This window comes from Streptomyces sp. NPDC005302 (assembly GCF_040607345.1).
Lineage (GTDB): Bacteria > Actinomycetota > Actinomycetes > Streptomycetales > Streptomycetaceae > Streptomyces.
The window spans coordinates 37,836-60,294 of sequence record NZ_JBEXGN010000010.1; the positions used below are offsets into that span (position 1 = coordinate 37,836).

At 70.3% G+C, this 22,459-nt stretch carries 24 protein-coding genes; 10 read left to right on the top strand and 14 right to left on the bottom strand.

The window, feature by feature from the left end; translation table 11 throughout:
* Nucleotides 1-53: 53 nt before the first annotated feature.
* On the top strand, nucleotides 54-482 hold the full coding sequence (locus ABZT74_RS17035) for an HGxxPAAW family protein (RefSeq protein WP_356435670.1): 429 nt from the start codon (nucleotides 54-56) through the stop codon (nucleotides 480-482).
* A 14-nt stretch (nucleotides 483-496) separates the two neighbouring features.
* On the opposite strand, the gene ABZT74_RS17040 is transcribed toward ABZT74_RS17035, so the two are convergent.
* The 3 genes from ABZT74_RS17040 to ABZT74_RS17050 all read right to left on the bottom strand — a co-directional run bounded on the left by ABZT74_RS17040 (nucleotide 497) and on the right by ABZT74_RS17050 (nucleotide 2,406).
* On the bottom strand, nucleotides 497-1,009 hold the full coding sequence (locus tag ABZT74_RS17040) for a MarR family transcriptional regulator (RefSeq protein WP_356435673.1): 513 nt from the start codon (nucleotides 1,007-1,009) through the stop codon (nucleotides 497-499).
* A 181-nt stretch (nucleotides 1,010-1,190) separates the two neighbouring features.
* A complete protein-coding gene (locus ABZT74_RS17045; RefSeq protein WP_355876211.1) occupies nucleotides 1,191-1,451 on the bottom strand; it encodes a hypothetical protein in 261 nt (86 codons plus the stop codon).
* A gap of 112 nt (nucleotides 1,452-1,563) precedes the next feature.
* Nucleotides 1,564-2,406, bottom strand: a complete 843-nt coding sequence (locus ABZT74_RS17050; RefSeq protein ID WP_356435676.1) for an alpha/beta hydrolase — start codon at nucleotides 2,404-2,406, stop codon at nucleotides 1,564-1,566.
* Nucleotides 2,407-2,476: 70 nt separating this feature from the next.
* Here ABZT74_RS17050 and ABZT74_RS17055 point away from each other — a divergent pair, with 70 nt between their 5' ends.
* Entirely contained in the window at nucleotides 2,477-2,956 is a 480-nt protein-coding gene (locus tag ABZT74_RS17055; RefSeq protein WP_355876218.1) for a MarR family transcriptional regulator, read from the top strand.
* Nucleotides 2,957-3,012: 56 nt separating this feature from the next.
* Here the strand turns inward: ABZT74_RS17055 and ABZT74_RS17060 are convergent, their stop codons facing one another.
* Nucleotides 3,013-3,420 (bottom strand): YrdB family protein, encoded by a 408-nt coding sequence (locus ABZT74_RS17060; RefSeq protein WP_356435679.1) that lies wholly within the window; start codon nucleotides 3,418-3,420, stop codon nucleotides 3,013-3,015.
* A gap of 128 nt (nucleotides 3,421-3,548) precedes the next feature.
* Here ABZT74_RS17060 and ABZT74_RS17065 point away from each other — a divergent pair, with 128 nt between their 5' ends.
* Nucleotides 3,549-4,082: a GNAT family N-acetyltransferase gene (locus ABZT74_RS17065; RefSeq protein ID WP_355876221.1), complete on the top strand. Its 534-nt coding sequence runs from the start codon at nucleotides 3,549-3,551 to the stop codon at nucleotides 4,080-4,082.
* Between the two features lie 39 nt (nucleotides 4,083-4,121).
* Here ABZT74_RS17065 and ABZT74_RS17070 read toward each other — a convergent pair whose 3' ends face one another.
* Together ABZT74_RS17070 and ABZT74_RS17075 are read right to left on the bottom strand one after the other, a co-directional pair.
* A complete protein-coding gene (locus ABZT74_RS17070; protein WP_356435682.1) occupies nucleotides 4,122-5,315 on the bottom strand; it encodes an MFS transporter in 1,194 nt (397 codons plus the stop codon).
* 205 nt (nucleotides 5,316-5,520) lie between these two features.
* Nucleotides 5,521-8,124, bottom strand: coding sequence for a PA14 domain-containing protein (locus ABZT74_RS17075; protein WP_356435685.1), 2,604 nt, complete (start codon nucleotides 8,122-8,124; stop codon nucleotides 5,521-5,523).
* Nucleotides 8,125-8,283: 159 nt separating this feature from the next.
* Between ABZT74_RS17075 and ABZT74_RS17080 the strand changes: the two genes are divergently transcribed.
* The 5 genes from ABZT74_RS17080 to ABZT74_RS17100 all read left to right on the top strand — a co-directional run bounded on the left by ABZT74_RS17080 (nucleotide 8,284) and on the right by ABZT74_RS17100 (nucleotide 14,058).
* Complete coding sequence (locus ABZT74_RS17080) at nucleotides 8,284-9,297, top strand: LacI family DNA-binding transcriptional regulator (RefSeq protein ID WP_355876228.1); 1,014 nt, start codon at nucleotides 8,284-8,286, stop codon at nucleotides 9,295-9,297.
* Nucleotides 9,298-9,440: 143 nt separating this feature from the next.
* Nucleotides 9,441-10,541 (top strand): ABC transporter substrate-binding protein, encoded by a 1,101-nt coding sequence (locus ABZT74_RS17085; protein ID WP_356435688.1) that lies wholly within the window; start codon nucleotides 9,441-9,443, stop codon nucleotides 10,539-10,541.
* A gap of 1 nt (nucleotide 10,542) precedes the next feature.
* On the top strand, nucleotides 10,543-12,084 hold the full coding sequence (locus tag ABZT74_RS17090; protein ID WP_356435691.1) for a sugar ABC transporter ATP-binding protein: 1,542 nt from the start codon (nucleotides 10,543-10,545) through the stop codon (nucleotides 12,082-12,084).
* The gene (locus ABZT74_RS17095; protein WP_355876234.1) at nucleotides 12,077-13,039 is read left to right on the top strand and encodes an ABC transporter permease; all 963 of its coding nucleotides are present in this window, start codon (nucleotides 12,077-12,079) and stop codon (nucleotides 13,037-13,039) included. The genes ABZT74_RS17090 and ABZT74_RS17095 overlap by 8 nt, the downstream gene beginning before the upstream one ends.
* Nucleotides 13,036-14,058 carry an ABC transporter permease gene (locus tag ABZT74_RS17100; RefSeq protein ID WP_355876237.1) on the top strand — a complete coding sequence of 341 codons (1,023 nt, stop codon included), beginning with the start codon at nucleotides 13,036-13,038 and terminating at the stop codon, nucleotides 14,056-14,058. Before ABZT74_RS17095 ends, ABZT74_RS17100 begins: the two co-directional genes overlap by 4 nt.
* A gap of 115 nt (nucleotides 14,059-14,173) precedes the next feature.
* On the opposite strand, the gene ABZT74_RS17105 is transcribed toward ABZT74_RS17100, so the two are convergent.
* From ABZT74_RS17105 to ABZT74_RS17125, 5 genes are all read right to left on the bottom strand, one after another.
* Nucleotides 14,174-14,803, bottom strand: a complete 630-nt coding sequence (locus tag ABZT74_RS17105; RefSeq protein WP_356435694.1) for a class I SAM-dependent methyltransferase — start codon at nucleotides 14,801-14,803, stop codon at nucleotides 14,174-14,176.
* Nucleotides 14,804-14,957: 154 nt separating this feature from the next.
* The gene (locus tag ABZT74_RS17110) at nucleotides 14,958-15,542 is read right to left on the bottom strand and encodes a hypothetical protein (RefSeq protein ID WP_356435697.1); all 585 of its coding nucleotides are present in this window, start codon (nucleotides 15,540-15,542) and stop codon (nucleotides 14,958-14,960) included.
* A gap of 75 nt (nucleotides 15,543-15,617) precedes the next feature.
* Nucleotides 15,618-15,821 (bottom strand): cold-shock protein, encoded by a 204-nt coding sequence (locus tag ABZT74_RS17115; protein ID WP_037622929.1) that lies wholly within the window; start codon nucleotides 15,819-15,821, stop codon nucleotides 15,618-15,620.
* Nucleotides 15,822-16,223: 402 nt separating this feature from the next.
* Complete coding sequence (locus tag ABZT74_RS17120; RefSeq protein ID WP_356435699.1) at nucleotides 16,224-16,910, bottom strand: lamin tail domain-containing protein; 687 nt, start codon at nucleotides 16,908-16,910, stop codon at nucleotides 16,224-16,226.
* A 363-nt stretch (nucleotides 16,911-17,273) separates the two neighbouring features.
* The gene (locus tag ABZT74_RS17125) at nucleotides 17,274-17,726 is read right to left on the bottom strand and encodes a DUF1801 domain-containing protein (protein WP_356171621.1); all 453 of its coding nucleotides are present in this window, start codon (nucleotides 17,724-17,726) and stop codon (nucleotides 17,274-17,276) included.
* A gap of 166 nt (nucleotides 17,727-17,892) precedes the next feature.
* Here ABZT74_RS17125 and ABZT74_RS17130 point away from each other — a divergent pair, with 166 nt between their 5' ends.
* Nucleotides 17,893-18,501 (top strand): TetR/AcrR family transcriptional regulator, encoded by a 609-nt coding sequence (locus ABZT74_RS17130; RefSeq protein WP_356435702.1) that lies wholly within the window; start codon nucleotides 17,893-17,895, stop codon nucleotides 18,499-18,501.
* Nucleotides 18,502-18,536: 35 nt separating this feature from the next.
* Here the strand turns inward: ABZT74_RS17130 and ABZT74_RS17135 are convergent, their stop codons facing one another.
* The gene (locus ABZT74_RS17135) at nucleotides 18,537-19,775 is read right to left on the bottom strand and encodes an MFS transporter (protein ID WP_356435705.1); all 1,239 of its coding nucleotides are present in this window, start codon (nucleotides 19,773-19,775) and stop codon (nucleotides 18,537-18,539) included.
* A gap of 382 nt (nucleotides 19,776-20,157) precedes the next feature.
* On the opposite strand from ABZT74_RS17135, the gene ABZT74_RS17140 reads away from it, so the two are divergent.
* Nucleotides 20,158-21,666 carry a hypothetical protein gene (locus ABZT74_RS17140; protein ID WP_356435708.1) on the top strand — a complete coding sequence of 503 codons (1,509 nt, stop codon included), beginning with the start codon at nucleotides 20,158-20,160 and terminating at the stop codon, nucleotides 21,664-21,666.
* 38 nt (nucleotides 21,667-21,704) lie between these two features.
* Here ABZT74_RS17140 and ABZT74_RS17145 read toward each other — a convergent pair whose 3' ends face one another.
* Entirely contained in the window at nucleotides 21,705-21,854 is a 150-nt protein-coding gene (locus ABZT74_RS17145) for a hypothetical protein (RefSeq protein ID WP_356435711.1), read from the bottom strand.
* Nucleotides 21,855-21,970: 116 nt separating this feature from the next.
* Nucleotides 21,971-22,399, bottom strand: coding sequence for a DUF5959 family protein (locus ABZT74_RS17150; protein WP_356435714.1), 429 nt, complete (start codon nucleotides 22,397-22,399; stop codon nucleotides 21,971-21,973).
* Nucleotides 22,400-22,459 lie beyond the last annotated feature (60 nt).

Below are 22,459 nucleotides of genomic sequence, written 5' to 3' on the forward strand. Positions count from 1 at the left end.
TATTTTAGCTCGCGAGATAAATCTTCTCGCGCCTCGCCTCTTCGAGGAGCCTCATGAGCGGTCTGCACGAAAGCCACGACCTGGGACACACCGTCGCCGGATGGACGGGAACGGGCGTCGCCGTCCTCGGCTTCTGCGTCGCGGGCGCGGCACTGACGAGAGGGTCGTCGGCCGGCATCGCCCTCGGAGGCGCGGTGATCGTCGCCGCCGCGCTGCTCACGTGGGTGCTGCATCTGAGCGGCTGGGGCAAGCCGAGCGGTCCGCGCCCCGTCGGCGAACAGAACTGGCGGGCGAGGGACCGGGCAGCGGCGGAGGGGCACCCCGACTGCCTCGGGTGCCGTATCGCCGGCCGTTCGGGGGCGGGCCGAACCGCGGCCAAGGGGCGCGTGGCCGTTCCCGTGTCCCGTCCCGCGGAGCCGGGCGAACCGCGGTCGGCCGTTCCGGCAACCGCGTCGGCGGTACCGGGAAACAGCGGGCGCTGAGGCCGACCGCGCCCTCAGGCCCGGGCGGCCGACGAGCCCTCGGCGGGGGGAGCGTCCCTGATGTCGTCCAGGCTCTCCTGCATCACGGTCCGCGCCTTGCCGAACCAGTCGGCGAGGACGGCCACCTCGTCCGCGGTGTAGTCGGCGAAGAGCCGACGCAGCCGCTCGTAGAACGGGCCGTACACCTCCAGGATGCGGGCCTGCGCCGACTCGTCCATCACGACCCAGACGCGCCGACGGTCGTTCAGGTCGCTTTCCCTGCGGATGAAGCGTGCCTTCTCCAGCCGGTTGAGCACACCGGTCACGGCGCCGGTACTCAGCCGGGCCCGGGCCGCCAGGTCGCTGGCGCCGAGGGACCGTCCGGCCATGGACGACTCGATCACGAATCCGAGGCAGGTCAGGTCGGTGACGTTGAGACCGAGGCGTCCGGCGATGTCCTGCTGGCCGAACTGTGCGAGCGCGATCAGACGGTCCATCTCGAACAGCGCCTGGTCGGCGGTCGCCTCGGGACGCGCCTTGCCCTCCATGCATCACCTATGACCCACGGCGTCACTGCGCCAAGCCGAATCGGACAGGAGGAACCCTAACGTTCATCCGTCCGGGCCACGGACCATGGCGTGGGCCCCACGCACGGCAGTACGGGCAGGCCCGCCCGCTCGGGGGCTCGACGGCGCCGGCCGGCCGGGAAGGCCGGCGCTCGGCAGTCGCTCAGGTCTCCAGGGGGTGGCCGCCGTCGCCCTCGACCACGACCCGGTCCACGCCCGGCTCGTCGGCCCGTTCGACCATCGTGACGTCGATCTCGCCGTCGCCGGTGGTGTCGAACTGGTAGAGGTCGGCCTTGCCGTCGCCCGTGGTGTCGGTCATCCAGACATCGGTCCTGCCGTCGCCGTTGGTGTCGGCGCTGAGGAGGACGTGGTGCTCGTCCCCCTGGGTCTCGACCGCTTCCTGCGTACCCTCATTGGTCTCCATGACGGCCGGTTGCCCCCGGCCCGGGGTCCGAAACAACGGGCCCTCGCGGCAGTCCCCGACCCGCGATCCGCCTCTCGCGGCGGGCGGGCCGACCCAGGCCGGCCGGCGGTGGTCACCCGGCCAGGAACTCGGCCAGCAGGCGGTTGAGTTCGGCCGGGCGTTCCGTCGGCAGGGAGTGGTGGGAGGCCTCCGGGAGGACGACGACGGTCGCCTCGGGCAGCAGCCTGCCGGCTTCCGCGGCCACCCGCCGGGCGTCGTGGACACGGCTGCGCCCGGCCACCAGGACCAGCGTGGGCACGGTGCAGGCCCGCACGTCCCGCGGACGGGGGCGACGCATCGCGACGACTTTCGATCGGTGCGCGGTCGCGGTGCTGCCGAGGAACTCCCGCCAGACGGGTTCCTCGGGGACGCCGCCGGTCTCCCACGCGTGGAAGGCCTGTACGCGCTCGGCGGTGGGCCGCAGCAGCATCGGCACCGCTCGGAGCAGGTATCCGGGGTTCATCCCGGCGAAGCACTTGGTGGGATCCAGCAGCGCGAGCCGGCGGAGCCGCCGGGGAGCGTGCACGGCGTAGTTGAGAGCGATCCAGGCGCCGTAGGAGTGGCCGCACAAGTCCGCGCCGTCCAGGGCGAGTTCGTCGAAGAGCGCGTCGAGCCAGGCCGTCAGGTCGTCGACGCCGCGCAGCGGTGCCCCGTCGTGCCGGCTGCGGCCGATGTCGCCCATGAGGTCGGGCGCGTGGACGCGGTGGGTGGCGGCGAGGGCCCCGACCGTGGCGAACCAGACCACGGAGGTGGTGCCGCCGCCGGGCAGCAGCACCAGTGGGGGCCCGTCCTCGGGACCGGCGATCTGGACCCGGGTCGTCCCGTACGGAGACGGCACGTCGACGCTGTCGACGTCCACGGGCCACCGCCGCAGCACGGCGTCGTACGCGGAGCGGAACGCGTTCTCGTCAACCATGATCGCCGCCTATGATTGCTCGACCAACGATAGTCTCGATGGTCGAGATATTATCATCGGGAGGGACATCATGGACGATCGGGACCCGGAACTCCGGCTGGTCCATCTGCTGCGCTCCGTCGCGGTGGAACTGGACCTGTTCGCAGGTGAGTTCGCCGGGCTGCACGGGCTCCATCCCACCGACGTACGGGCGCTGATCCACCTGCTGGACGCCGCGCGCGCGCAGACGCCCGCGACGCCGGGGTGGCTCGGTGCGCAGCTCGGGCTGAACTCGGCGTCGACCACCGCTCTCGTCGACCGGCTGGAGCGACTGGACCTGGTCCGCCGGGAGCGCGACACGAGCGACCGCCGTCGGGTCCTGCTGACGGTCACCGACGGTGCCGTGACGCTGGGCTGGTCGTTCTTCGGTCCGTTGATCGCGGAGATGGTCGCCTCGATGAGGTCCTTCGACGAGCGGGACCTCGCGGTCGTCCGACGCTTCCTGCTGGCCATGCGCGATGTCGCCGCGGCGGGCCGACGGAGACAGCGGGACGGCGGGGACGAGGGGTGACAAGGGGTGACGAGCGGGAGGTGGTGGCCCGGTTCTCGTGCTTCGTCGGAGGTGTCTCAGACCGGCGCCGGTGGCTCGGGGCGAACCGGATGACGGCGGCGGAAGGTTTCCGCGACCGTCGTGTTCGCGACCACGACGACCGCCATGACGATCGCGGCGGCATGGTGCCCCAGCGCGTACAGCGCCGCCGCGCTGCCGCCCAGCACCAGCGCCTTCACCAGCAGGACGAGGGGCAGACCGGGCTTCAGCCGGGCTTTCGGCGCGGCGAACAACGCCCACAGGAGGATCGCCGCCGACGGGACGCCCAGGCCGAGCACGATACGAAGGGCCGCGTTCGCTCCCGTGCTGAATCCCCACCAGCTCAGGAGGGCCAGCGCGGCCAGTTCCAGCAGGAACGCCAGCAACTCGTTGGCCGTGATCCACCACGGGCCGGTCAGGAAGTCGGCCTCGGGGGCTTTCGGCATGACGTCCTCTCGGCGTGTCCGGGAGATCAGCATGGCAGGAGACGACACGTGACGTGCACGTTCTCCCGAACTCCTCGCGATGCCGGGGTGGCGTTCCGGTGCTCCGTCCGTCGGGCAAGATGGGGCCCATGACCGAGATCCGCACCCCCCGCCTGCTTCTCCGCCGCTGGTACGACGACGACCTCGCCCCCATGGCGGACATCAACGCGGACCCCCAGGTCATGCGCTGGGTCGACGACGGCTCGGTCCTCGGTCTGGACGACACGGCCGAGGCGATCGAGCGGTGGGAGGACGAGTGGGACGAGGAGGGCTTCGGACTCTTCGCGGTCGAGCTGCTCGCGTCGGGTGAGCTCGCCGGCTTCGCCGGACTGTCCGTTCCCGAATTCCTGCCGGAGATGGCGTCCGACGTGGCGATCAGCTGGCGGCTCGGCACACCGTTCTGGGGTCAGGGCTACGCGTCCGAAGCCGCCCAGGCCACGCTGGAGTTCGCGCTCCAGGACCGTAACCTCGACCGTGTCATCAGCATCAACCGCCTGGGCAACGAAGCCTCGGAGAACGTCGTCCGCAAGCTTGGCATGAAGCTGGAACGCGAGACGGAACACCCGGAGTACGGCTTCCCGCTGAGCGTCCACTCCATCGACCTGACCGAGTTCCAGGCCTGACGCGGGCCCGACGCTCCCCCGGCGGACACGGCTGTCCTGTCAGCCGTTCGCCGGGGCCGGCCGCCGGAGCAGGTAGACACCGGCGACGCAGACCAGGACCGCCATGCAGGCGATGAACACCAGCCCCGCCCCCTCCAGGCCGATGGGGCCCACCAGCAGTCCCACGCCGATCACCGGCAGCGAGATGCCCGTGTACGCGACCACGAACAGGGTGGAGATGACCGCCGCCCGCTGGTCCGCGGGGGACGCGCCGGCCACGGTGGACAGCGCACCGCGGAACGCCAGTCCCTGACCGGCACCGCCGACCAGCGCGCTCAGCACCACGAGCACCATCAGGTCCCACCGCAGCGCGCCCGCGAGCAGCGCCAGTCCGACGAGGAGCGCGGCGCAGCCCAGGGGGAGCGATCGGGTCGGTCCGACCCGGCCGACGGCGAGCTGACCCGCGGTCGAGGCGAAGAAGGCGAGGGCGACGACCAGTCCGGTGACGGCGTGGTTGGTCACGTTCAGGGACTCCGCGAGGAACGCCGGGCTGACCGAGGTGAACACCCCGAAGAGCGCGAACCCCACGAACGCGGCGATGGCCGGCGGCCCGAACACCGCCCGCACCTCGCGGGGCAGGCGCGGCCTGTGCGGTCGAACGCTGCTGAGCGGGCTGCGCTCCCCCACGGTCTCCCGGAGCCACAGCACGACGGCGACCGAGCAGGCCACCAGGGCGAGGTGCACGACGAACGGCAGGTACAGGGGCCAGGGGGCGAACTGGGCCAGCAGCCCGGCGAGCAGCGGCCCGCAGCCCAGACCGCCCATGTTGGCCGCGGTCGCGACGAAGGTGGCCCTGGCCGAGCCGCCGCGGGGTGCCAGTTCCATCACGTAGGCCGTGGCGGCTCCGGTGAACAGGCCGGCGGACAGACCCGACATCAGCCGTCCCGCGTAGAGCCAGCCCAGGCCGGTGGCGCACAAAAAGCAGACGGCGCTCAGCGCGGCGAAGCCCAGACCGCACAGCAGGACGGGGCGTCTGCCGACCGAGTCCGAGGCGTTGCCCGCCAGGAGCAGCACGCCGATGACCCCGAAGGCGTACACCGCGTACACCACGGTGACCATCAGCTCGGAGAAGTCGAACTTGTCCTGGTAGAGGCCGTACAGGGGCGTGGGCAGCGTGGTGCCCGCCATGCACACGGCGAAGACAGCACCGCCGAGCAGACAGGCCCGCCACCCTTGGCGATCATCACCTTCCATGTCGCCGACAGTAACCGTGCCGGCCGGCGTCGGCCCCGCCCGACGTGCCGGGCGGGGCCGAACTGCCGTGGACGGGAGACATGGTCGCGTCCCGGAACACGGTCCGCCTCCCCCCGTACCGGAGGCGGACCGTGCCGTGGGTGACCCCGCGATGGGTCGGGGCGGGGCGCACACGGACTGCGGGGAGGTGTGTGCGCCCCGTCCGTCAGGAGCAGCCGGCGGGTGTCGGCTGTGACGCGTCGTGGATCAGCGCGGTGTGGGCGGCGTTGAGGCGCTTCACGTCAGGTTTGACCACCTTGCGGTCGTAGGTGACGAGTCCGTTCAACTCGCCCTCCACATCGGATATCTGGGTGTAGACGGCGCCGTTGCCTCCCTTGCAAGCGAGCTGGTGCACCTCGTCCAGCCGGGCCAGGTAGTCGTCGGTGTACGTCGAGGGGTCGACGTCCACGTAGGACTGCTGGACGGACCAGGCGTGTCCGGGTACCGCGAGGCCGAGGCCGCCGTACTCGCCGCTGACCAGGGCCCGTTTCCCGTCGGGGTTGGGCGGTAGTGCCGGGCTCGGGTAGCCGTGCTCGTCGATGATGTCGCCGGTGCCTCCGTCGACGCCGAGGTTGATGCCCGACATGGAGTTGACGAGCCGGGTCGGGTCCCAGGACTTGGCCTGGTCGGCGATGCGGGCCTCGTCGTACTGGCCCCAGCCCTCGTTGAAGGTCACCCACATGACGACCGACGGGCTGCTGATGTGCTCGTCGATCATCTGCTTCATCTCACGCTCGTACTCGGCGCGGGACGCGGCGTTCGGATCGACTCCGGCGGTCATGGCGGGCATGTCCTGCCAGACCATCAGGCCGAGCCGGTCCGCCCAGTAGAACCAGCGGTCCGGCTCCACCTTGATGTGCTTGCGGACCGCGTTGAAGCCCATCTCCTTGTGCATCTTCAGGTCGTACGCCAGTGCCTCGTCGGTCGGCGCGGTGTGCAGGCCGTCGGGCCAGAAGCCCTGGTCGAGGGTGGCCATCATGAAGACGGGTTTGCCGTTGAGGACGGTGCGCGGGGTTCCGTTCACCTGCTCGACGGCGATGGACCGCATCCCGAAGTAGCTGCCGACGCGGTCCGCGCCCACGCTGACCTTCAAGTCGTAGAGGAACGGGTCGTCGGGCGACCAGAGACGCGGGTTGCTGATCTTCAGGGTGAGCGGCTGCCCGGTGCGGCCGGTCACGGTGGCGACCTTGCGGTGCCCGGCGTACGCGGTCGCGGAGACCGGCAGTCCGTCCTTGACGCCCCGCGGCTCGACGGTGAGCCGGCTGTTCTTCACGTCGGGGGTGAGCTTGAGCGAGTCGACGTGGTCGGTGGCCACCGGTTCCATCCACACCGTCTGCCAGATTCCGGAGGACGGGGTGTACCAGATGCCGCTGGGGTCGAGCCGCTGCTTGCCGACCGGCGGGTTCTCGCCGCCCTGCGCGTCGGTGGGGTCGTAGACGCCGACGATCAGTTCCTGGGTGCGGCCGGGCTTCAGCGCGGCGGTGACGTCGGCGCTGAACTTGTCGTAGCCGCCCTGGTGTTCGGTGACCTTGGTGCCGTTGACGTACACCTCGGCCCGCCAGTCGACGGCGCCGAAGTTGAGCTGGAGGTGCTTGCCGGATCCGATCCTCCAGTCGGACGGGACGGTGAAGGTGCGGCGGTACCACATGCGGTCCTCGTGGCGCTCGATGCCGGAGAGCTGGGACTCCACCGGGTAGGGCACGAGAATCTTCTCGGCGAGGTTCTTGCCCATGGGCGGCTTGTCGCCGGAGGTCGCGGCCGCGAACTGCCATGTGCCGTTCAGGTTGCGCCAGTTGTCCCGGGTCAGCTGCGGACGGGGGTATTCGGGCAGGGCGTTCTTCGGCCCGACGTCGTCCGCCCACTTCGTGCGCAGCTGGTACGTGGAGTGGTTGGGGCCGCTGCTCCAGAAGGCGTTGACAACGTTGCCGTCCTTCCCGGACAGGCCGCCCTTTCCGTCGTAGCGCAGGTCGGCGGTCCCGCGGGCCGTGCCGGTCTTGTTGCCGACGACGGGTTCCTTCAGGCCGACGATCAGGGACTTGGGGTCGGCGGGGTCGAGTTTCGCGGTGGAGAGCGGCCACTTGGCGCCGCCGATGACCGCTTCGACGTGGTCGGTGAGGCCGGCCGGGGGTGCGGTCAGGGCCTGCGCGAAGTCGAGGCGCAGGGTGCGCCCGTCCTTCTCGACCGTGGTCGCGATGGCACCGTCGTAGGCGTAGCCGTCGGGCAGCCGGAGAGCGGACTGCGGTACGGCGGCCTTGGTGCCGCCCGGCGGGGTCCAGCGCAGGTGGAGGTTGGAGCCACCGAAGTGCTCGAAGTACTCGACCTTGATGTCGTAGGCCTGTCCGGCGGTCAGGTCGATGGGCTGGGAGGTCTGTTCCTTGTCCCAGTCGTCGACCCAGTGGTCGATGGCGAGGTGTCCGTCGATCCAGACCCGGAAACCGTTGTCGCCGATCACCGAGAAAGTGTGGGCGCCGGTCTTCTCCGGCACGATGCGGCCGGTCCAGCGGACGTTGACGTCGTCCGACTGTCCGGTGGCGAAGGCGAGTCGCGGCTCCAGGTTGTCGAAGTCGAGGTTGGTGTCGAGGCCGGTGGCCTTGAGCTCGTGGAAGTCGAAGGCGCCGGGGGCGGACTGGGTGTAGTACTCGCCCTTCAGGCCGTGGACCTCCACGGGGTCGTCGGCGGCTGTGGCGGCGGGGACGGCCGTGAGTCCGGCCATGCCGAGCAGCACGACGACGAGGAGTGTCAGGTGGGTTCGGAGTCTGCTGATGCGCACGGATCCTCCTTGGCTGAGGAAGGGTGGCGGCTCGTTGCTTCAGTCTGTACAACGTTGGAAGGAACGGGAGTTGGCATCACAGCACGGGTCCCGGCCGCTGTCCAGGGTCATGACAAACACCCAGGTGGCTGCGGCGCACATCGATGAAGAGGAGATCCCTTGCGGGTCAGCCTGAAGGACGTCGCCGAGCGGGCCGGCGTCTCGATCAAGACGGTTTCGAACGTCGTGAACAACTATCCGCACGTCACCCCGGCCATGCGGGCCCGGGTCCAGGAGGCCATCGACGCGCTGGGCTACCGGCCGAACCTCACGGCCCGCCACCTGCGCAAAGGCCGCACGGGCATCATCGCCCTCGCCGTTCCCGAGCTGGGCAACCCGTACTTCGCGGAGCTGGCCGGAGCCGTCATCGACGCCGCCGCGGAGCACGAGTTCACGGTGCTCCTCGACCACACGCGCGGCGACCGTGAGCAGGAGGTGCTGGTCAGCCAGGGCTTCCGGGCCAACGTCATCGACGGTCTGATCCTCAGCCCGCTGGAGCTGGAGGAGGACGATCTGCGCTCGCGGACCGACGACGTGCCGCTCGTCCTCCTCGGCGAGCGGGAGTACGAACTGCCCTACGACCACATCGCCATCGACAACGTGGCCGCCGCACGGAGTGCGGTACGCCATCTGCTGAGCCGCGGACGCTCGCGGATCGCCTACCTGGGCGCGCGCACCGACTCCGCCAATCAGCCGGCCCATCTGCGTCTGGCGGGCTGGCGCGAGGAGCTGACGGAGGCGGGCATTCCGGCGCTGGACGACCTGGTCGTTCCGGTCGGGGGCTGGGACCGGGACGAGGGCGCCCGGGGCATGGCCCATCTGCTGGATTCCGGGGTGCGTCCGGACGCGGTCTTCGCGTACAACGACCTGGTCGCGATCGGTGCGATGCGGGTGCTGCACGAGCGCGGACTGCGGGTGCCGTGGGACGTGGCGGTGGTCGGTTTCGACGACATCGAGGAGGGGCGGTTCGGCGCCGTCACGCTGACGACGATCTCGCCGGACAAGCAGGCGATCGCGCGGATGGCGGTGGCCTCCCTGCTGCGCAGCCTGTCGGGCCGCACGGAGCCCGGCGGACGTGAACTGACCGCGGATTTCCGGCTGGTGGAACGTGAGAGCACGCTGGGCCGACGCTGACGGGATTTCGGAAGGGGGGCTTTACAGCCCTCTTCCAACGATGTAAAAACCTCCCCGGAACGCCAAGTACGCAGAGTTGACCGCAAGAGCCGATCATCCCCGGGAGCGCATCCAGCGCCGGGGCCGCGCCGTTTGGGGACTCCATGAAGCCGCTCACACCTCGCCATCGCACCGCCGCCAGGACCCTTCTCGCCACCGGCCTCATCACGAGCCTCGCGCTCGTCTCCGGATGCGCGAAGTCGGAGGACGACAAGGCCGGCACGGACAAGAGCTCCGCGAGCCAGGACGACCAGGGTCAGGTCGTCGCCTCGCCGTCGACGGGTTCGGGGCCGACCTGCGCCATCGACGCCTACGGCGCGAAGAAGATCGACCTGAAGTCGGCCACCGTCGGCTTCTCCCAGTCCGAGAAGGAGGCCAACCCCTTCCGGATCGCCGAGACCGCGTCCATCAAGGCCGAGGCGAAGAAGCAGGGCGTGAAGCTCCTGACGGCCAACGCCCAGTCGCAGTTCTCCAAGCAGATCAGCGACGTCCAGGACCTCATCGCCAAGGGCGCCGACCTGCTGGTCATCGCGCCGCTCAACTCGGACGGCTGGGAGCCGGTGCTGCGCTCGGCGTCCGCCAAGCACATCCCGATCATCACCATCGACCGCAAGATCAACGCCGCGGCCTGCAAGGACTACGTGAGCTTCATCGGCTCCGACTTCGTGGAGCAGGGCAAGCGGGCCGCCGACCAGATGATCGAGTCGACCGGCGGCAAGGGCGAGATCGCCATCCTGCTGGGCGCGGCGGGCAACAACGTGACGACCGAGCGCACCAAGGGCTTCGAGGACCGCCTCAAGGAGAAGGCTCCCGGCCTGAAGATCGTCTTCAAGCAGACCGGTGACTTCGCCCGCGAGAAGGGCCAGTCGGTCACCGAGAACCTCATCCAGTCCAAGCCCGGCATCACCGGCATCTACGCCGAGAACGACGAGATGGGCCTCGGAGCGGTCAACGCCCTCAAAGGCGCCGGCAAGCAGCCGGGCAAGGTGAAGATCGTGACGATCGACGGCACGCGCAACGCTGTCCAGGGCATCGTCGACGGCTGGATCGACGGGGTCATCGAGTCCAACCCGCGCTTCGGCCCGCTGGCGTTCCAGACGCTGGACACCTTCACCCAGGGCGAGAAGGTCTCCCAGGACATCGTCATCCAGGACAGCGCGTACACCAAGGACAACGCCAAGTCCGGTCTGGACAAGGCTTTCTGACATGTTGTCGGTCTCCGGCCTGTCCAAGACCTTCCCCGGCGTGAAGGCCCTGTCCCAGGTGGACTTCGCGGCCCGCGCCGGGGAGGTGCACGCGCTCATCGGGGAGAACGGCGCGGGCAAGTCGACCCTCATCAAGGTCCTCACCGGCGTCTACCAGCCGGACGAGGGCGAGGTGACGTACGACGGCTCCCCGGTCCGCTTCGCCACGCCGCTCCAGGCGCAGCACGCGGGCATCTCCACGATCTACCAGGAGGTCAACCTCGTCCCGCTGATGACTGTGGCGCGCAATCTCTTCCTCGGCCGCGAGCCCCGGAACAGACTGGGGCTGATCGACTTCCGGCGCATGCACCGGGAGGCGGACACGGCGCTCCGCGACCTCGGTCTGCGGGTGGACGTGCGCCGCCCGCTGCGTGAACTGGGCGTCGGCGCGCAGCAGATGGTGGCGCTCGCCCGCGCCGTCTCCGTCGACGCCCGCGTGGTCGTCATGGACGAGCCGACGTCCTCGCTCGAACCACGCGAGGTGCGGACCCTGTTCGGCGTGATCCGGATGCTGCGTGAGCGGGGCATCGCGGTGATCTACGTCAGCCACCGGCTCGACGAGCTGTACGAGATCTGTGACGCGGTCACCGTGCTGCGCGACGGCAACGTCGTGCACACGGGTCCCATCGCCGAACTCGACCGGCTCCGGCTGGTGGCGCTCATGCTGGGGCGGGAGATCTCCGACGTACGGCAGGACGGACTGACCAAGTTCGCCGGCAGCCACGACACGGAGGCCGAACCCATCCTCCGCGCCAGCGAACTGACGGTCCGCCACCAACTGGACGGGGTGTCCGTGTCGGTACGCCCCGGCGAGGTGGTGGGCCTCGGCGGGCTGCTCGGTTCCGGCCGCAGCGAGACCGCCAAGGCGATCGCGGGGGCGCTGCCGACCGACTCCGGTCAGGTCGTGGTGGCGGGGGTGCGGGTCCGCACCGGCTCGACCCCCGCCGCCATCCGCGCGGGCATCAGCCTGCTGCCCGAGGACCGCAAGGCCGAGGGCATCGTGCCGGGCCTGTCGGTCCGCGAGAACATCGCGCTCGCCGCCCTGCCCGGGCTCTCCCGATTCGGTCTGGTCGACGAGGCCCGTATCGACCGGATCGTCGACACCTTCATCAAGCGGCTGCGCATCAAGGCGGCGAGCCCGCACCAGAAGGTCGGCGAACTGTCCGGCGGCAACCAGCAGAAGGTGTTGCTGGCCCGCTGGCTGGCCATGCAGCCGAAGGTGCTACTGCTGGACGAGCCGACCCGGGGCATCGACGTCGGCGCCAAGGCGGAGGTGCAGAAACTGATCGACGAACTCGCCGACGACGGGCTCGGGGTCCTGCTGATCTCCTCGGATCCGGAGGAACTGATCGAGGGCAGCGACCGGGTGATCGTCCTCAAGGACGGCGCGGTGGTGGAGGAGCTGACCGGCGACGCCGTCACCGAGGACCGGCTGATGCGCGCCATCGCCGCGGCGCCCGCCGCCACTGCCTCCGGCACCGGCCCAGGAGGCCACGATGACTGACCTGACACTCGGCCGGGTGACCGCGGACCGCGACCGGCTGCTGGGCCTGCTCCAGGAGTACGGCGTCTACCTGGGCGTCGTGGTCCTGCTTCTGGTGAACACCGTCTTCACCCCGCACTTCCTGTCCACGGAGAACTTCCGCACCCAGGCGGTCCAGGTCGCCCCGGTGCTGATCGTGGCACTCGGCATGGCGCTGGCGATCGGCAGCGAGGGCGTCGACCTGGCCGTGGGGTCCGTGATGGCCCTGTCCACCTCGCTGCTCTCCCTCTATCTCGGGTACGGGCCCTGGCTCGCCATCCTGATCGCCCTGGTGGGCGGGGTCGTCGTGGGTGTGGCCAGCGGGTCGCTCATCGCGTTCGTGGGCGTGCAGCCCATCGTCGCGACGCTGGCCCTGATGGTCGCAGGACGGGGGCTCGCCCTGGTGCTCCTCCCCCAGCTCAAGGACGTCCGTGACCCGACGATGGCGGACCTCGGCTCGGGCGACGTGCTGGGCGTCCCGTACCTCGTGCTGATCGCGGCGGCCCTGGCGCTACTCGTCGCGTTCGTCGTGCGACGCACCACCTTCGGCCGCCAGCTCCTGGCGATCGGGGACAGCCGCCCGGCGGCCAAGCTCGCCGGACTGCCGGTACGGCGCGTCCTGATCCTCGTGTACGTCTGCTCGGGAGTCCTCGCCGCGATCGCGGGCGTGCTGGCGACCGCACGGCTGACCGCGAGCGACCCGACGTCGCTCGGCAACCTGATGGAGCTCTCCGCGATCACCGCGGTCGTCGTCGGCGGCACCCCGCTGAGCGGCGGCCGGGTCCGGATCGGCGGCACCGTCGCCGGCGCCGTCCTGATCCAGCTGCTCACCACGACGCTCATCAAGCACGATCTGCCGCCGTCGTGGACCCAGATCGCCCAGGCCGTGGTGATCGTCCTCGCCGTCTACGCGGCACGGGAACGAGGAAAGCGATGACGACCGACGTGGACACTCCGGTGAGCGACAGGACCACGGCCGAGGAGGAACCGCTCGGCGCCACCCGCTCCGAGCGGCTCAGCGCCCTCGCCCAGCAGCACGGCGCGCTGGTCACCCTGATCGTGGCCATGATCGCCGCGACCCTCAGTTTCGACACCTTCCTGACGTCGGACAACCTGGAGAACATGGCGTTGTCCTCGGCGTTCCTCGCCGTGGTCGCGCTGGGCATGACCTTCGTCATCGTCACCGGTGGCATCGACCTGTCGGTGGGCTCGCTCTTCGCGCTCGGCGGAGTGCTGGCGGCGTGGGGATCGCAGTACGGGACGGCGGTCGCACTGCTGCTCCCGCTGGCGGTGTGCGGGCTGATCGGCCTGGTCAACGGGCTGCTGATCGCCCGTTCGCGACTGGCCCCCTTCATCGTCACGCTCGCGTCCATGCTCGGCGCCCGGGGCATCCTGCTCTCGGTCACCGACGAGGGGTCCAAGACCTATCTGGTGGACAAGGGGTCGTTCTTCGCGAAACTCGGGCAGGGCACCTTCCTCGGCGTCGGCGTCCCCGTGTACATCACGTTGGCCCTGTTCGTGCTCGGCGCGGTCGTGCTCCGGCGCACCCGCTTCGGGCAGTACGTGTACGCGGTCGGCGGCAACGAGGACGCGGCGGCTCTGATGGGCGCCCCCGTGGCCCGTACGAAGATCTCCGTCTACACGCTCTCGGGTCTGTGCGCCGGGCTCGCCGGAGCGCTCAACGCGGCCTGGCTGGTGTCGGGCGTGACGATCCTCGGCTCCGGCATGGAACTGGAGGCGATCTCCGCGGTCGTCATCGGCGGAACGCTGCTCACCGGTGGGTTCGGCTTCATCAGCGGCTCCCTGGTCGGAGTGCTGCTGCTGAAGGTCATCCAGAACGTCATCAACCAGATCGGCTCCCTGGACTCGGCCTACCAACAGGTGGTCAGCGGGGCGTTCCTGGCCCTCGTCGTGATCGCGCAGACCTGGCTGGGGCGCAGGCGCCGGGTGCTCTGAGCGCGTCCTCGTAGCCCTGTTCCTCGGACGCGCGCGACGCGGGAGTACGGGCGCGACGGCCGGACGGGCGTCCGCGGTGTCCACCGCGGGCGCCCGTTCCGTCGTTCGTGTCGGCTCACGCCTTCGTCATGGCCACGCGCCAGGCGCGGATGCCCACCTCGTCCAGGGTGATGTCGATCGTCGCCGGCTCGATGGCGTCGATCCGCAGCGCGCCCTCGAACGCCTCCGTGATGTCGTCGCGCGACAGGCGGTGGGGTCCCCTGCGGCCCGACTCCGGTTCCCGGTCGCTGAAGCAGAGCATGAAGTAGCGGCCGTCCGGGCGCAGGATCTCGCGCAGTCCGCTCGTGAAGGCGGGGCGGTCGTCCGGGGCGAGGAGGTGGAACAGTCCGGAGTCGAGCACGGTGTCGAAGCGCTCCCCCAGATCGGTGAGCCGCCGTGCGTCGTGGTGCAGGAACCTGACGGTGGCCCCGCGCCGGCGCGCCTTGCCCTCGGCTGTCCTCAACGCCGTGGCGGCGAGGTCGATTCCGGTGACGTCGAGGCCGAGGCCCGCGCACAGGAGGGCGTGCTCTCCTGTTCCACAGCCGACGTCCAGCACCTTCCCCCGGATGGCGCCCGACCGGGCGAGATCGAGGAAGGCCGGCTGGGGACGCCCGATCTCCCAGGGTGGCCGGACGGCGTACAGATCGTCCAGTTCCTGCCAGGGGTTGGGGGACCGCGGGTCTTCGGGCGAGGGCTGTGCGCTCATGCGATCGGCCTTCCACCGCTGCCGCTGCCCGGCTCCGGCCCCGGCTCGTGTCACGGCAGCGCTCCGGCGGCCGACTCTACGCCGGGGCTGCTCACCGTGCCGGTCGTGGGCGTCGGGTGGGGCGGGTCGTCACGTGCCGCGTGGGGCGGACGCCTCAGGGGTGAGTGGTCCCCGGCCTACGGGTCGTTTCGTGGGCCTGCGCCGTGGAGGGTCCGGCGCCGTCGGCTGGGCCGAGAAGGTCCCGCAACCGGTCGCAGACGCGCTCCACTTCGGGCCCCGGGGGCAGCTCGCCCGCCTCGCCCATGGCCAGTTGCAGCGCGGGCCCGAAGGTGTCGTAGCGGTCCATGTCCTCGCGGGTGACCGGCTGGACGACGAAGTGGATGTGCCCCGGTGCCCCGCCGACGTGCGACCACAGGCACACATACACCTGTTCAGGGTCCATGACGGTGGTGACAGCGGCACTGACCCGCCGCAGCAGGGGGCCCAGTTCGGCGGACTCACCCGCCGTCAACTCGGCGACGTGCAGCACGTGCCGTGCCGGCTTGACGACGACGGTTCCCAGGCCGAAGGGGCCGACGCAGTGCTCGACGACCCATGCGCCGGTACGCAGGACGGTCCCGCCCGGCAGGACGGCGTCGCCCGTCATCAGGTCGCACGCGAGACAGCCGCGCACCGGGCCGGGCTCCTCGCCCCGCGGTGCTCCGCCCATCCCGTACCCCGGCCTCTCGTGCCTGGTCACGTGCGTGGTTCCCGGCCGGGCACGGTGTCTCGGGCGTGAACGCTCCTTGAGACACCGTGCCGGTGTTGTGCCGGATCAGGCGGGGGTGATGTTCTCCGCCTGCGGGCCCTTCTGGCCCTGCGTGATGTCGAACGTCACGGCCTGGCCTTCCTGGAGCTCACGGAAGCCGGTGGCGTTGATGTTGGAGTAGTGGGCGAAGACGTCGGGGCCGCCCCCGTCCTGCGCGATGAAACCGAAGCCCTTTTCGGCGTTGAACCACTTGACGGTTCCGCTGGCCATGCCAATGCCTCTCAATTCAATGACGGATCCGCACCACGCGGACCCGGAGGTGGTCGTCCTGGTCCTCGGGCACTGCACAGCAAAACGCCCGCACCAAAGCGCGGGCGAGGACTGCGAACCACGACATCTGCCGGAGACGTTACACGGAGACTTCACCCCTCACCAGAGAGCAAGGACCCTCAGGTGAAACAGTGTTGCCCGGGGTTACGGACATTTCGGCGTGAGCCGTCACAGGACCCCTCCGACGCGCCCGTACGCCCGAACGGGGAAGACCCGCACCGGGGGGTGCGGGTCTTCCGAGGCGAGGCCGTCGACCGGGTTCCGGTCCGGTGGGCACGGGGCCTGGCAGGGCCCCGGCGGTTTCGGACGGTATCCGAGGGCGGCCTCGCTGCCAGGAGGTGCTCAGCGGCCGTCGTGACCGCGGCCGCGGTCACGGTCCTGGTCGTGACCGTGGTCCTGGCCGCGACCCGTGTTGCGGTCGTGGTCGCGACCGGTGTTGCGGTCGTGGTCACGCCCGTGGTCCTGGCCACGGCCGTTGTTGCGGTCGTGGTCGCGACCCGTGTTGCGGTCGTGGTCACGCCCGTGGTCCTGACCACGGCCGGTGTTCCGGTCGTCGTCACGGTCGTGACGCTGGCCCCAGGACACGCTGTCGACGACGCGGCCGTGGTCGGTCTTCAGCGTCGCGACGTCGGAGCGGTTGTCCCACACCTCGCGGCGGCGGTCCTGGAACAGGTCCTTCGAGGTGTCGTTGCCTACTCCGGTGTGAACGCGGACGGTGGAACGGGCCGCCAGGCGGTACTGGTGGAACGTGTAGCGGTTGCCGTCCCGGTCCGAGAGCGTCCAGCCGTTCAGGCTGACGGCGCGCCACGTGGAGTTGGTGACCTCCACCCACTCGCCGTTCAGCGAACGGTTCGAGCGGCTGTCGACGCCGGGCGCGTCACTCTGCACCCGGCTGATGGCGACGGGCGACCGCTCGGCACGCGGTCCCGGAGCGGCGGAGGCCGACACCGCGGCCGAGCCGACCAGCGCGCCGGCGGCCAGAGCCGTGGCCACCAGGCGACGGACCGGGACGGACGTGTAAACAGACATGAACGCTCCTCGAGGTGCGAGAGCCGGCCACACCCCACGACGTCACCCCTGGAAAGGGGTTGAAGGGTGCGGCCTGTGCGAATCCCGGCCCGCTGGCCGAGGACCCACAACTTCCTCCTCGCACCCGCCGCACGACGGGCGACACGGGAGCGCTGTTACCAATTGCGCACATATTGGTTACAGACGGGTGCATCGTCAATTTATGCGCCGAATAAGGATGAATAACCCACTCCGGGCGTCAACTCCCGTACACCTCACGTCATCCGGTCACCGCCGGCCCGGCCCACTCCCCCGCGCCCGTCCGGCCGCCACCCGAAAGTGGGTAACAGAGCCAGGGCCGACTTCGGGCGTCGCCGGCGCGTCTCAACCCACCGCCTGCCGCACGAGGGCCTCGATGCGCTTCTCCACCGCGTCCGTCACCTCGGTGAGGGCGAAGGCGGACGCCCACATGGTTCCGTCGTCCAGCTTCGCCTGGTCACTGAACCCGAGCGTCGCGTACCGGGCCTTGAACTTCTCCGCACTCTGGAAGAAGCACACGACCTTGCCGTCCAGGGCGTAGGCGGGCATTCCGTACCAGAGCTTCGGCGCGAGGACGGGCGCGCTCTCCGTGACGACGGCGTGGACGCGTTCGGCCATGACCCGGTCGGCGTCCGGCATCTCGGCGATCTTCGCGAGCACGTCCCGCAGCGCCTCGGCCGCCTTGTCGGCGCGGGAGCCGCTCCGCGCCGCCTTCTTCAGCTCCTGGGCGTGATCCTTCATCGCGGCCCGCTCCTCGGCCGTGAATCCCCCGTGCTTACCGCTTTCGGTACCGCTCATGGCTGATCGTCCCCTTGAGAATCCGACGAGGCGGGATCGCGGGCGTCCGCTGTGCCGACGCACCGCCGATCACACGCAACGACACGTACCGTGCCGATCGTGACTGAATACTGTGCGCCGTGACCGCCGTTGTCAACGGCACGCCACGTGTCGATAGAGTGCTGTCATGACCGACACGCCTGCCACACCGCGGCGCCGGGGTTCCGTCCGCACCGAGGAACTGCTGAAGGCGACCCTCGACCTCGCGGCGGAGTCCGGCTACGCGGGCCTGAGCATCGAGGCGGTCGGGCGACGGGCCGGGGTCGGGAAGCACACGATCTACCGGCGTTGGCCCTCGAAGGCGGCGCTGTTGCTCGACGCGCTCAGCCGGGTGTGGACGAGTGACCTGGACTACCGCGACACGGGGGACGTCCGCGCGGATCTGCGGGAGCAGTTCCTGCGCTCCGGGCAGGCACTCTCCCAGCCTCCGATCGGTCCGGTGTACCGCGCGGTCATCGCCGAGGCGCAGGCCGACGCCGGCCTGCGGGCGACGCTGCACGAACGGTTCCTGGCCACCGTGGAGCGCAGCACCCTCGACCGGATCACCCACGCGCAGGACACGGGCGAACTCGCCCCGGACATGGACCTGGAGTTCGCGGCCGAGGTGCTGTGCGGCACCCTGTACTACCGCAGCCTGCTGTCGGCACGACCGATCGACGAGGCCGCCGTCGACGGCCTGCTGGACATGTTCATGGCCGCGTACGGGACCGCGGGCCGGGCCGCCGGCGCCCCGTAGCGACCTGCCAGGCATCGGATGGGGCACGGAAGACGTCAGGCGGCGCGGGCCGTCCGCGCGCGGGTGAGGGACGGCGGACGCCCGCTCCGGTGGCGCTGGGCCCAGCGGACGGCGAACGGCGCGGACAGTCCCGTCACGGCGAACAGCGCCCCCACGACGTACCAGCCGGGGCGGCCCCAGGTGATGCAGAGCGCGATGAGGAGAGCCGGGCCGACGGCCTCGGCCAGCCCCGCGCCCAGGCCGAAGACTCCCAGGTACTGGCCGGTCGCGTGGGGTGGAGCGAGGGCGAAGGAGACTTCGAACCCGGCTGCGGAGTGCCACAGTTCGCCGAGCGTGTGGACGACGACGGCGGCGATGAGCAGCGTCGCGGCAGCCCATGCCGGTACGCCTGCGGCCAGCGGGACCATCGAGCAGGAGACGAGGAACGCCACCCCGGCCCGGCGGTAGGCGTGGCCGCCCGCCGTCGGGGAGTCGACGCCGCGGCCTGCCCTCACCTGGAGGGCCACGACCATGACCGTACCGGTGAGCATGGTGCCCGAGATGAGCCAGTGGGGGGCCTCGGTGGCGCCGACCAGCCAGAGCGGGATGGCGATGGTGAGCACCTTGAACTGGATGGCCATGACGCCGTCGACGGCCGTGAGCAGGAGATACGGACGGTCGCGGAGGGCGCTCCAGCGGGCCCCTCCAACGGGTTCGGCGACTGGCGCGACCGGTGGGAGCAGGAAGAGGAGCGCAGCGGCGACGAGGAAGGCGACGGCGTTCCCGATGACCATGAGCTGGTACGCGGTGAGGGTGCCCACCTGCACGACCCATCCGGCGGCGAGAGCGCCGAGGGAGACACCCACGTTGGTCACGGCCCGGAGGTAGGCCCGGAACCGCTGCGGCCGGGCTCCGCCGTAGTGCCTGATGAGCGGGGAGCGCGCGGCTGTTCCCGCGGCCTTCGCACCGGTGGCCGCGCAGACGGCGAGCACGAAAGGCCAGAAGCTGTCGGCAAGCACGAAGGCGGCCGTGGTGAGGGCCTGGACCAGGAGGGTGGCCATGTACACACCGCGCGCTCCGTACCGGTCGGCGAGATGACCGACCGCGACACCAAGTCCCAGGGCGACGATCCCCGCGATGGCGAGGCCGAGTCCCACCCGACTGGCCGGAAGGTGGACGGCCTGCGTGAAGTACAGGACGCCGGCGGTCAGATAGAGGCCGCTGCCGACGGTGTAGACGAAGTTCGAGGACGCGAGGACACGCTGCGGTCCGGTGTCCGGGATGAGGCGGGGCATGGCGGAACTCCACGTCACAGGGCGGCAGATGCCGAAGGTAAGGACCCGTAGAGCTTGTTGCGTATTACTTGCAGGAGCAAGAGGCTTGCCATTGACCGGGGCTCTCGATCCGACCGGACCCGACCCGGCCCGTCCCTGTCCGACCTGTCCGACCGGTCCGCCCGTCGAGCGCGAAGGGGCGCGAAGTGACCCCCGGTTGAAACGCTCGGGGCCGCCGGGGTGGGTGGTGCCGGGCGACGCGGGCACACGGCAGCGCACCCTCTGTCGCCGCTCGCCGACTGACCGTACGCTGACAAGTCCTGGAACATCGGGCGTGATTGACGGGGGGAACGTCATGTCCTGGGATCAGCACGGATCAGGTGACCACTTCGTCGTTCCACCGATGCCGACGGCACCGCCGCCCGCCCCGGCCGACCCGTGGCGGGCCGTCGCCGTGGCACTGCTCAACCTCTCGGGTCTCGGGCTCGGTTACGCCGTCCTGCGGCGCTGGGTCCTGATGGCCGTGTGCTGGGTCGCGACGGCCGTCCTGCTCTTGGTGGCCCTGCCGGCGGACCCGGACGGCGTCCCGGGCACGGCGGTCGTGATCTACGTTCTCCTCCTCCTGCTCGCCGCCGCTCACGGCGCCTCGGCCGGCCTGCGGACGCGGCTCTCGTTGCTGCCGAGTGCCCTGATCGCGGCGGTGCTCGGCATCGTGCTGCTGGCCGTCCCGGCCGGAGGTGTCGCCCTGTACGGCGACGCTCGCGACGAAGCCACGGAACAGATGCTCCTCGACCGGCTGGAGCGGGCGGACCACCTGGTCGCGCAGTCCGGGAAGCAGCCGTTCCGGACGGTCGAGGCCGACTACCGCCGCGCCCTCGCCGTCTACGACGGGCTCAGCGACGACCACCCGGGGTCACGCGCGGCCCGGCGCGTCCCCGACCGGCTCAGGACGTACTACGCCACGGTGGCCGCCCCCTACGAGCAGAAGGACTACTGCGCCGCCGTACCGCCGTTGACGTACCTCCGTACGGTCCCGCGGACGATGGCCAGGAAGGAACTGGGCGACCTGACCACCTGGCCGGACGACCGGCTGGCCACCTCGCTCTACACCTGTGCGGCGACGTCGCTCAGTGCCGGGACGGGCGACTGGACGACGCAGTTCGGCGAACTCCTGTCCACGTTCCCGAAGTCCGAGCAGGCGGGCAAGGTGGAGCCCGCCGTCCGGGACGCGGTCGACACGTCGGTCAAGTCGGTGGGCGGTGACGACCCCTGTGCGGCGGTCGAGCATCTGGAGAGCCTCAGTACGCAGGTGCGGGGGCTGCACGGCGAGGAGGCCGGGCTCGACGACGCCTTCGGCAAGGACGCCGACAGGGCGGCGAGGAGCGCGAGTTCGGGTACTTACACGTGCGGGGTGGACCAGTACAAGGACGCGAAGTACAGCGAGGCCGTCACCACGATGAACGACTTCGCCAAGAGCAACCCGCACGACAGGAACCGGGCCCGCGCGCGGAAGATCGCCATCGCCGCCGAGGTGGCCCAGACAGTGCCGGCCGCCGGCAAGCGGCTGCCGGGGACGGCCTCGGGCGGCAGCATCGCCGTGACGGTCAAGAACGACAGCCCCGACGACATCACGGTCCTCTACACCGGACCCGTGACCGGCAGCTTCACCCTCAAAGCCTGCGGGAAATGCTCCGCCTACTCGCTCGGCAGCACCATCACCATCGGCTTCAAGCCGTGCAGCGACAGCGGCAGGAACTACCCGCAGAAAACCATCCACCTGCCCGTCGGCACCACCTACTTCGTCCACAAGTCGCACACCGCGACAAGCAAGACGCCGGCCTCGGACACGGCGAAGCTGCGGCCGGGGTACGTGTACACCGAGTGTGCGTATACGACGAGTTACAGCTACTGACCGGCGCGGGCATCAACCAACCACGGCAACCCGTCCCCTCAACCCGACACCGGCCGGCCACCCGACTCCAGCAGCCGCCGCATGACCGCCGACGGCAGTGAAGGGTTGGCCGCCGCGGCTGCCGCCACGGAGGTGTCGGGCGGCAGGGGCGGATTGGCGGCCAGGCCGCACAGGAGGTGATGACGCACAGGGGCATGGTGCACCGGGCGCGAGCCTGGGTCACGAGGTTTTCGGGACCCGGCGCCTTCAGGTTCCCCGTTCCTCACGGATGCCGTCCGGGTCTCCGCCCGCCGGACTTGACCGCCTACGCCGAGAGCACCGGAACCCAATGATCCATCAGCTCGTGCAGCCGCCGTCGATGGTCGGCGATCCAGTCGTCGGGGAGGGAGATCGGCACGCGGACGGTGACCATGGATCCTGACTCGTCCTCCACGACCACCTCCGGACAGTCGCGCTCACCAGCGAGTTGGATGAAGAGGGACGCTCCCCTGCTCATCTCCATCCAGCCGACATCCTCACCAGCGTCGAGCCTGTCCAGCGCGTCGGACCAACTCTCCAGCTTCGCGACGGACAACGCCAGGTAACAGCGGCCCGACACGAAGGGCGTCCCGACAACGATCTCGGCATCGAGCCCGGCGGCCCACCTGGGGTTACGCCCCAGGACGTTGACGGTGACACTGTTCCCCTCGTCGTCGGCGAGGGAGATGAGCACCCTCGGAGCGATGTCGCCCATGGCTTCCCCTTCATCGGTGCGTACCGAGGGATCGTCGCCCCGGCGGAGTGCGTGTGCCAC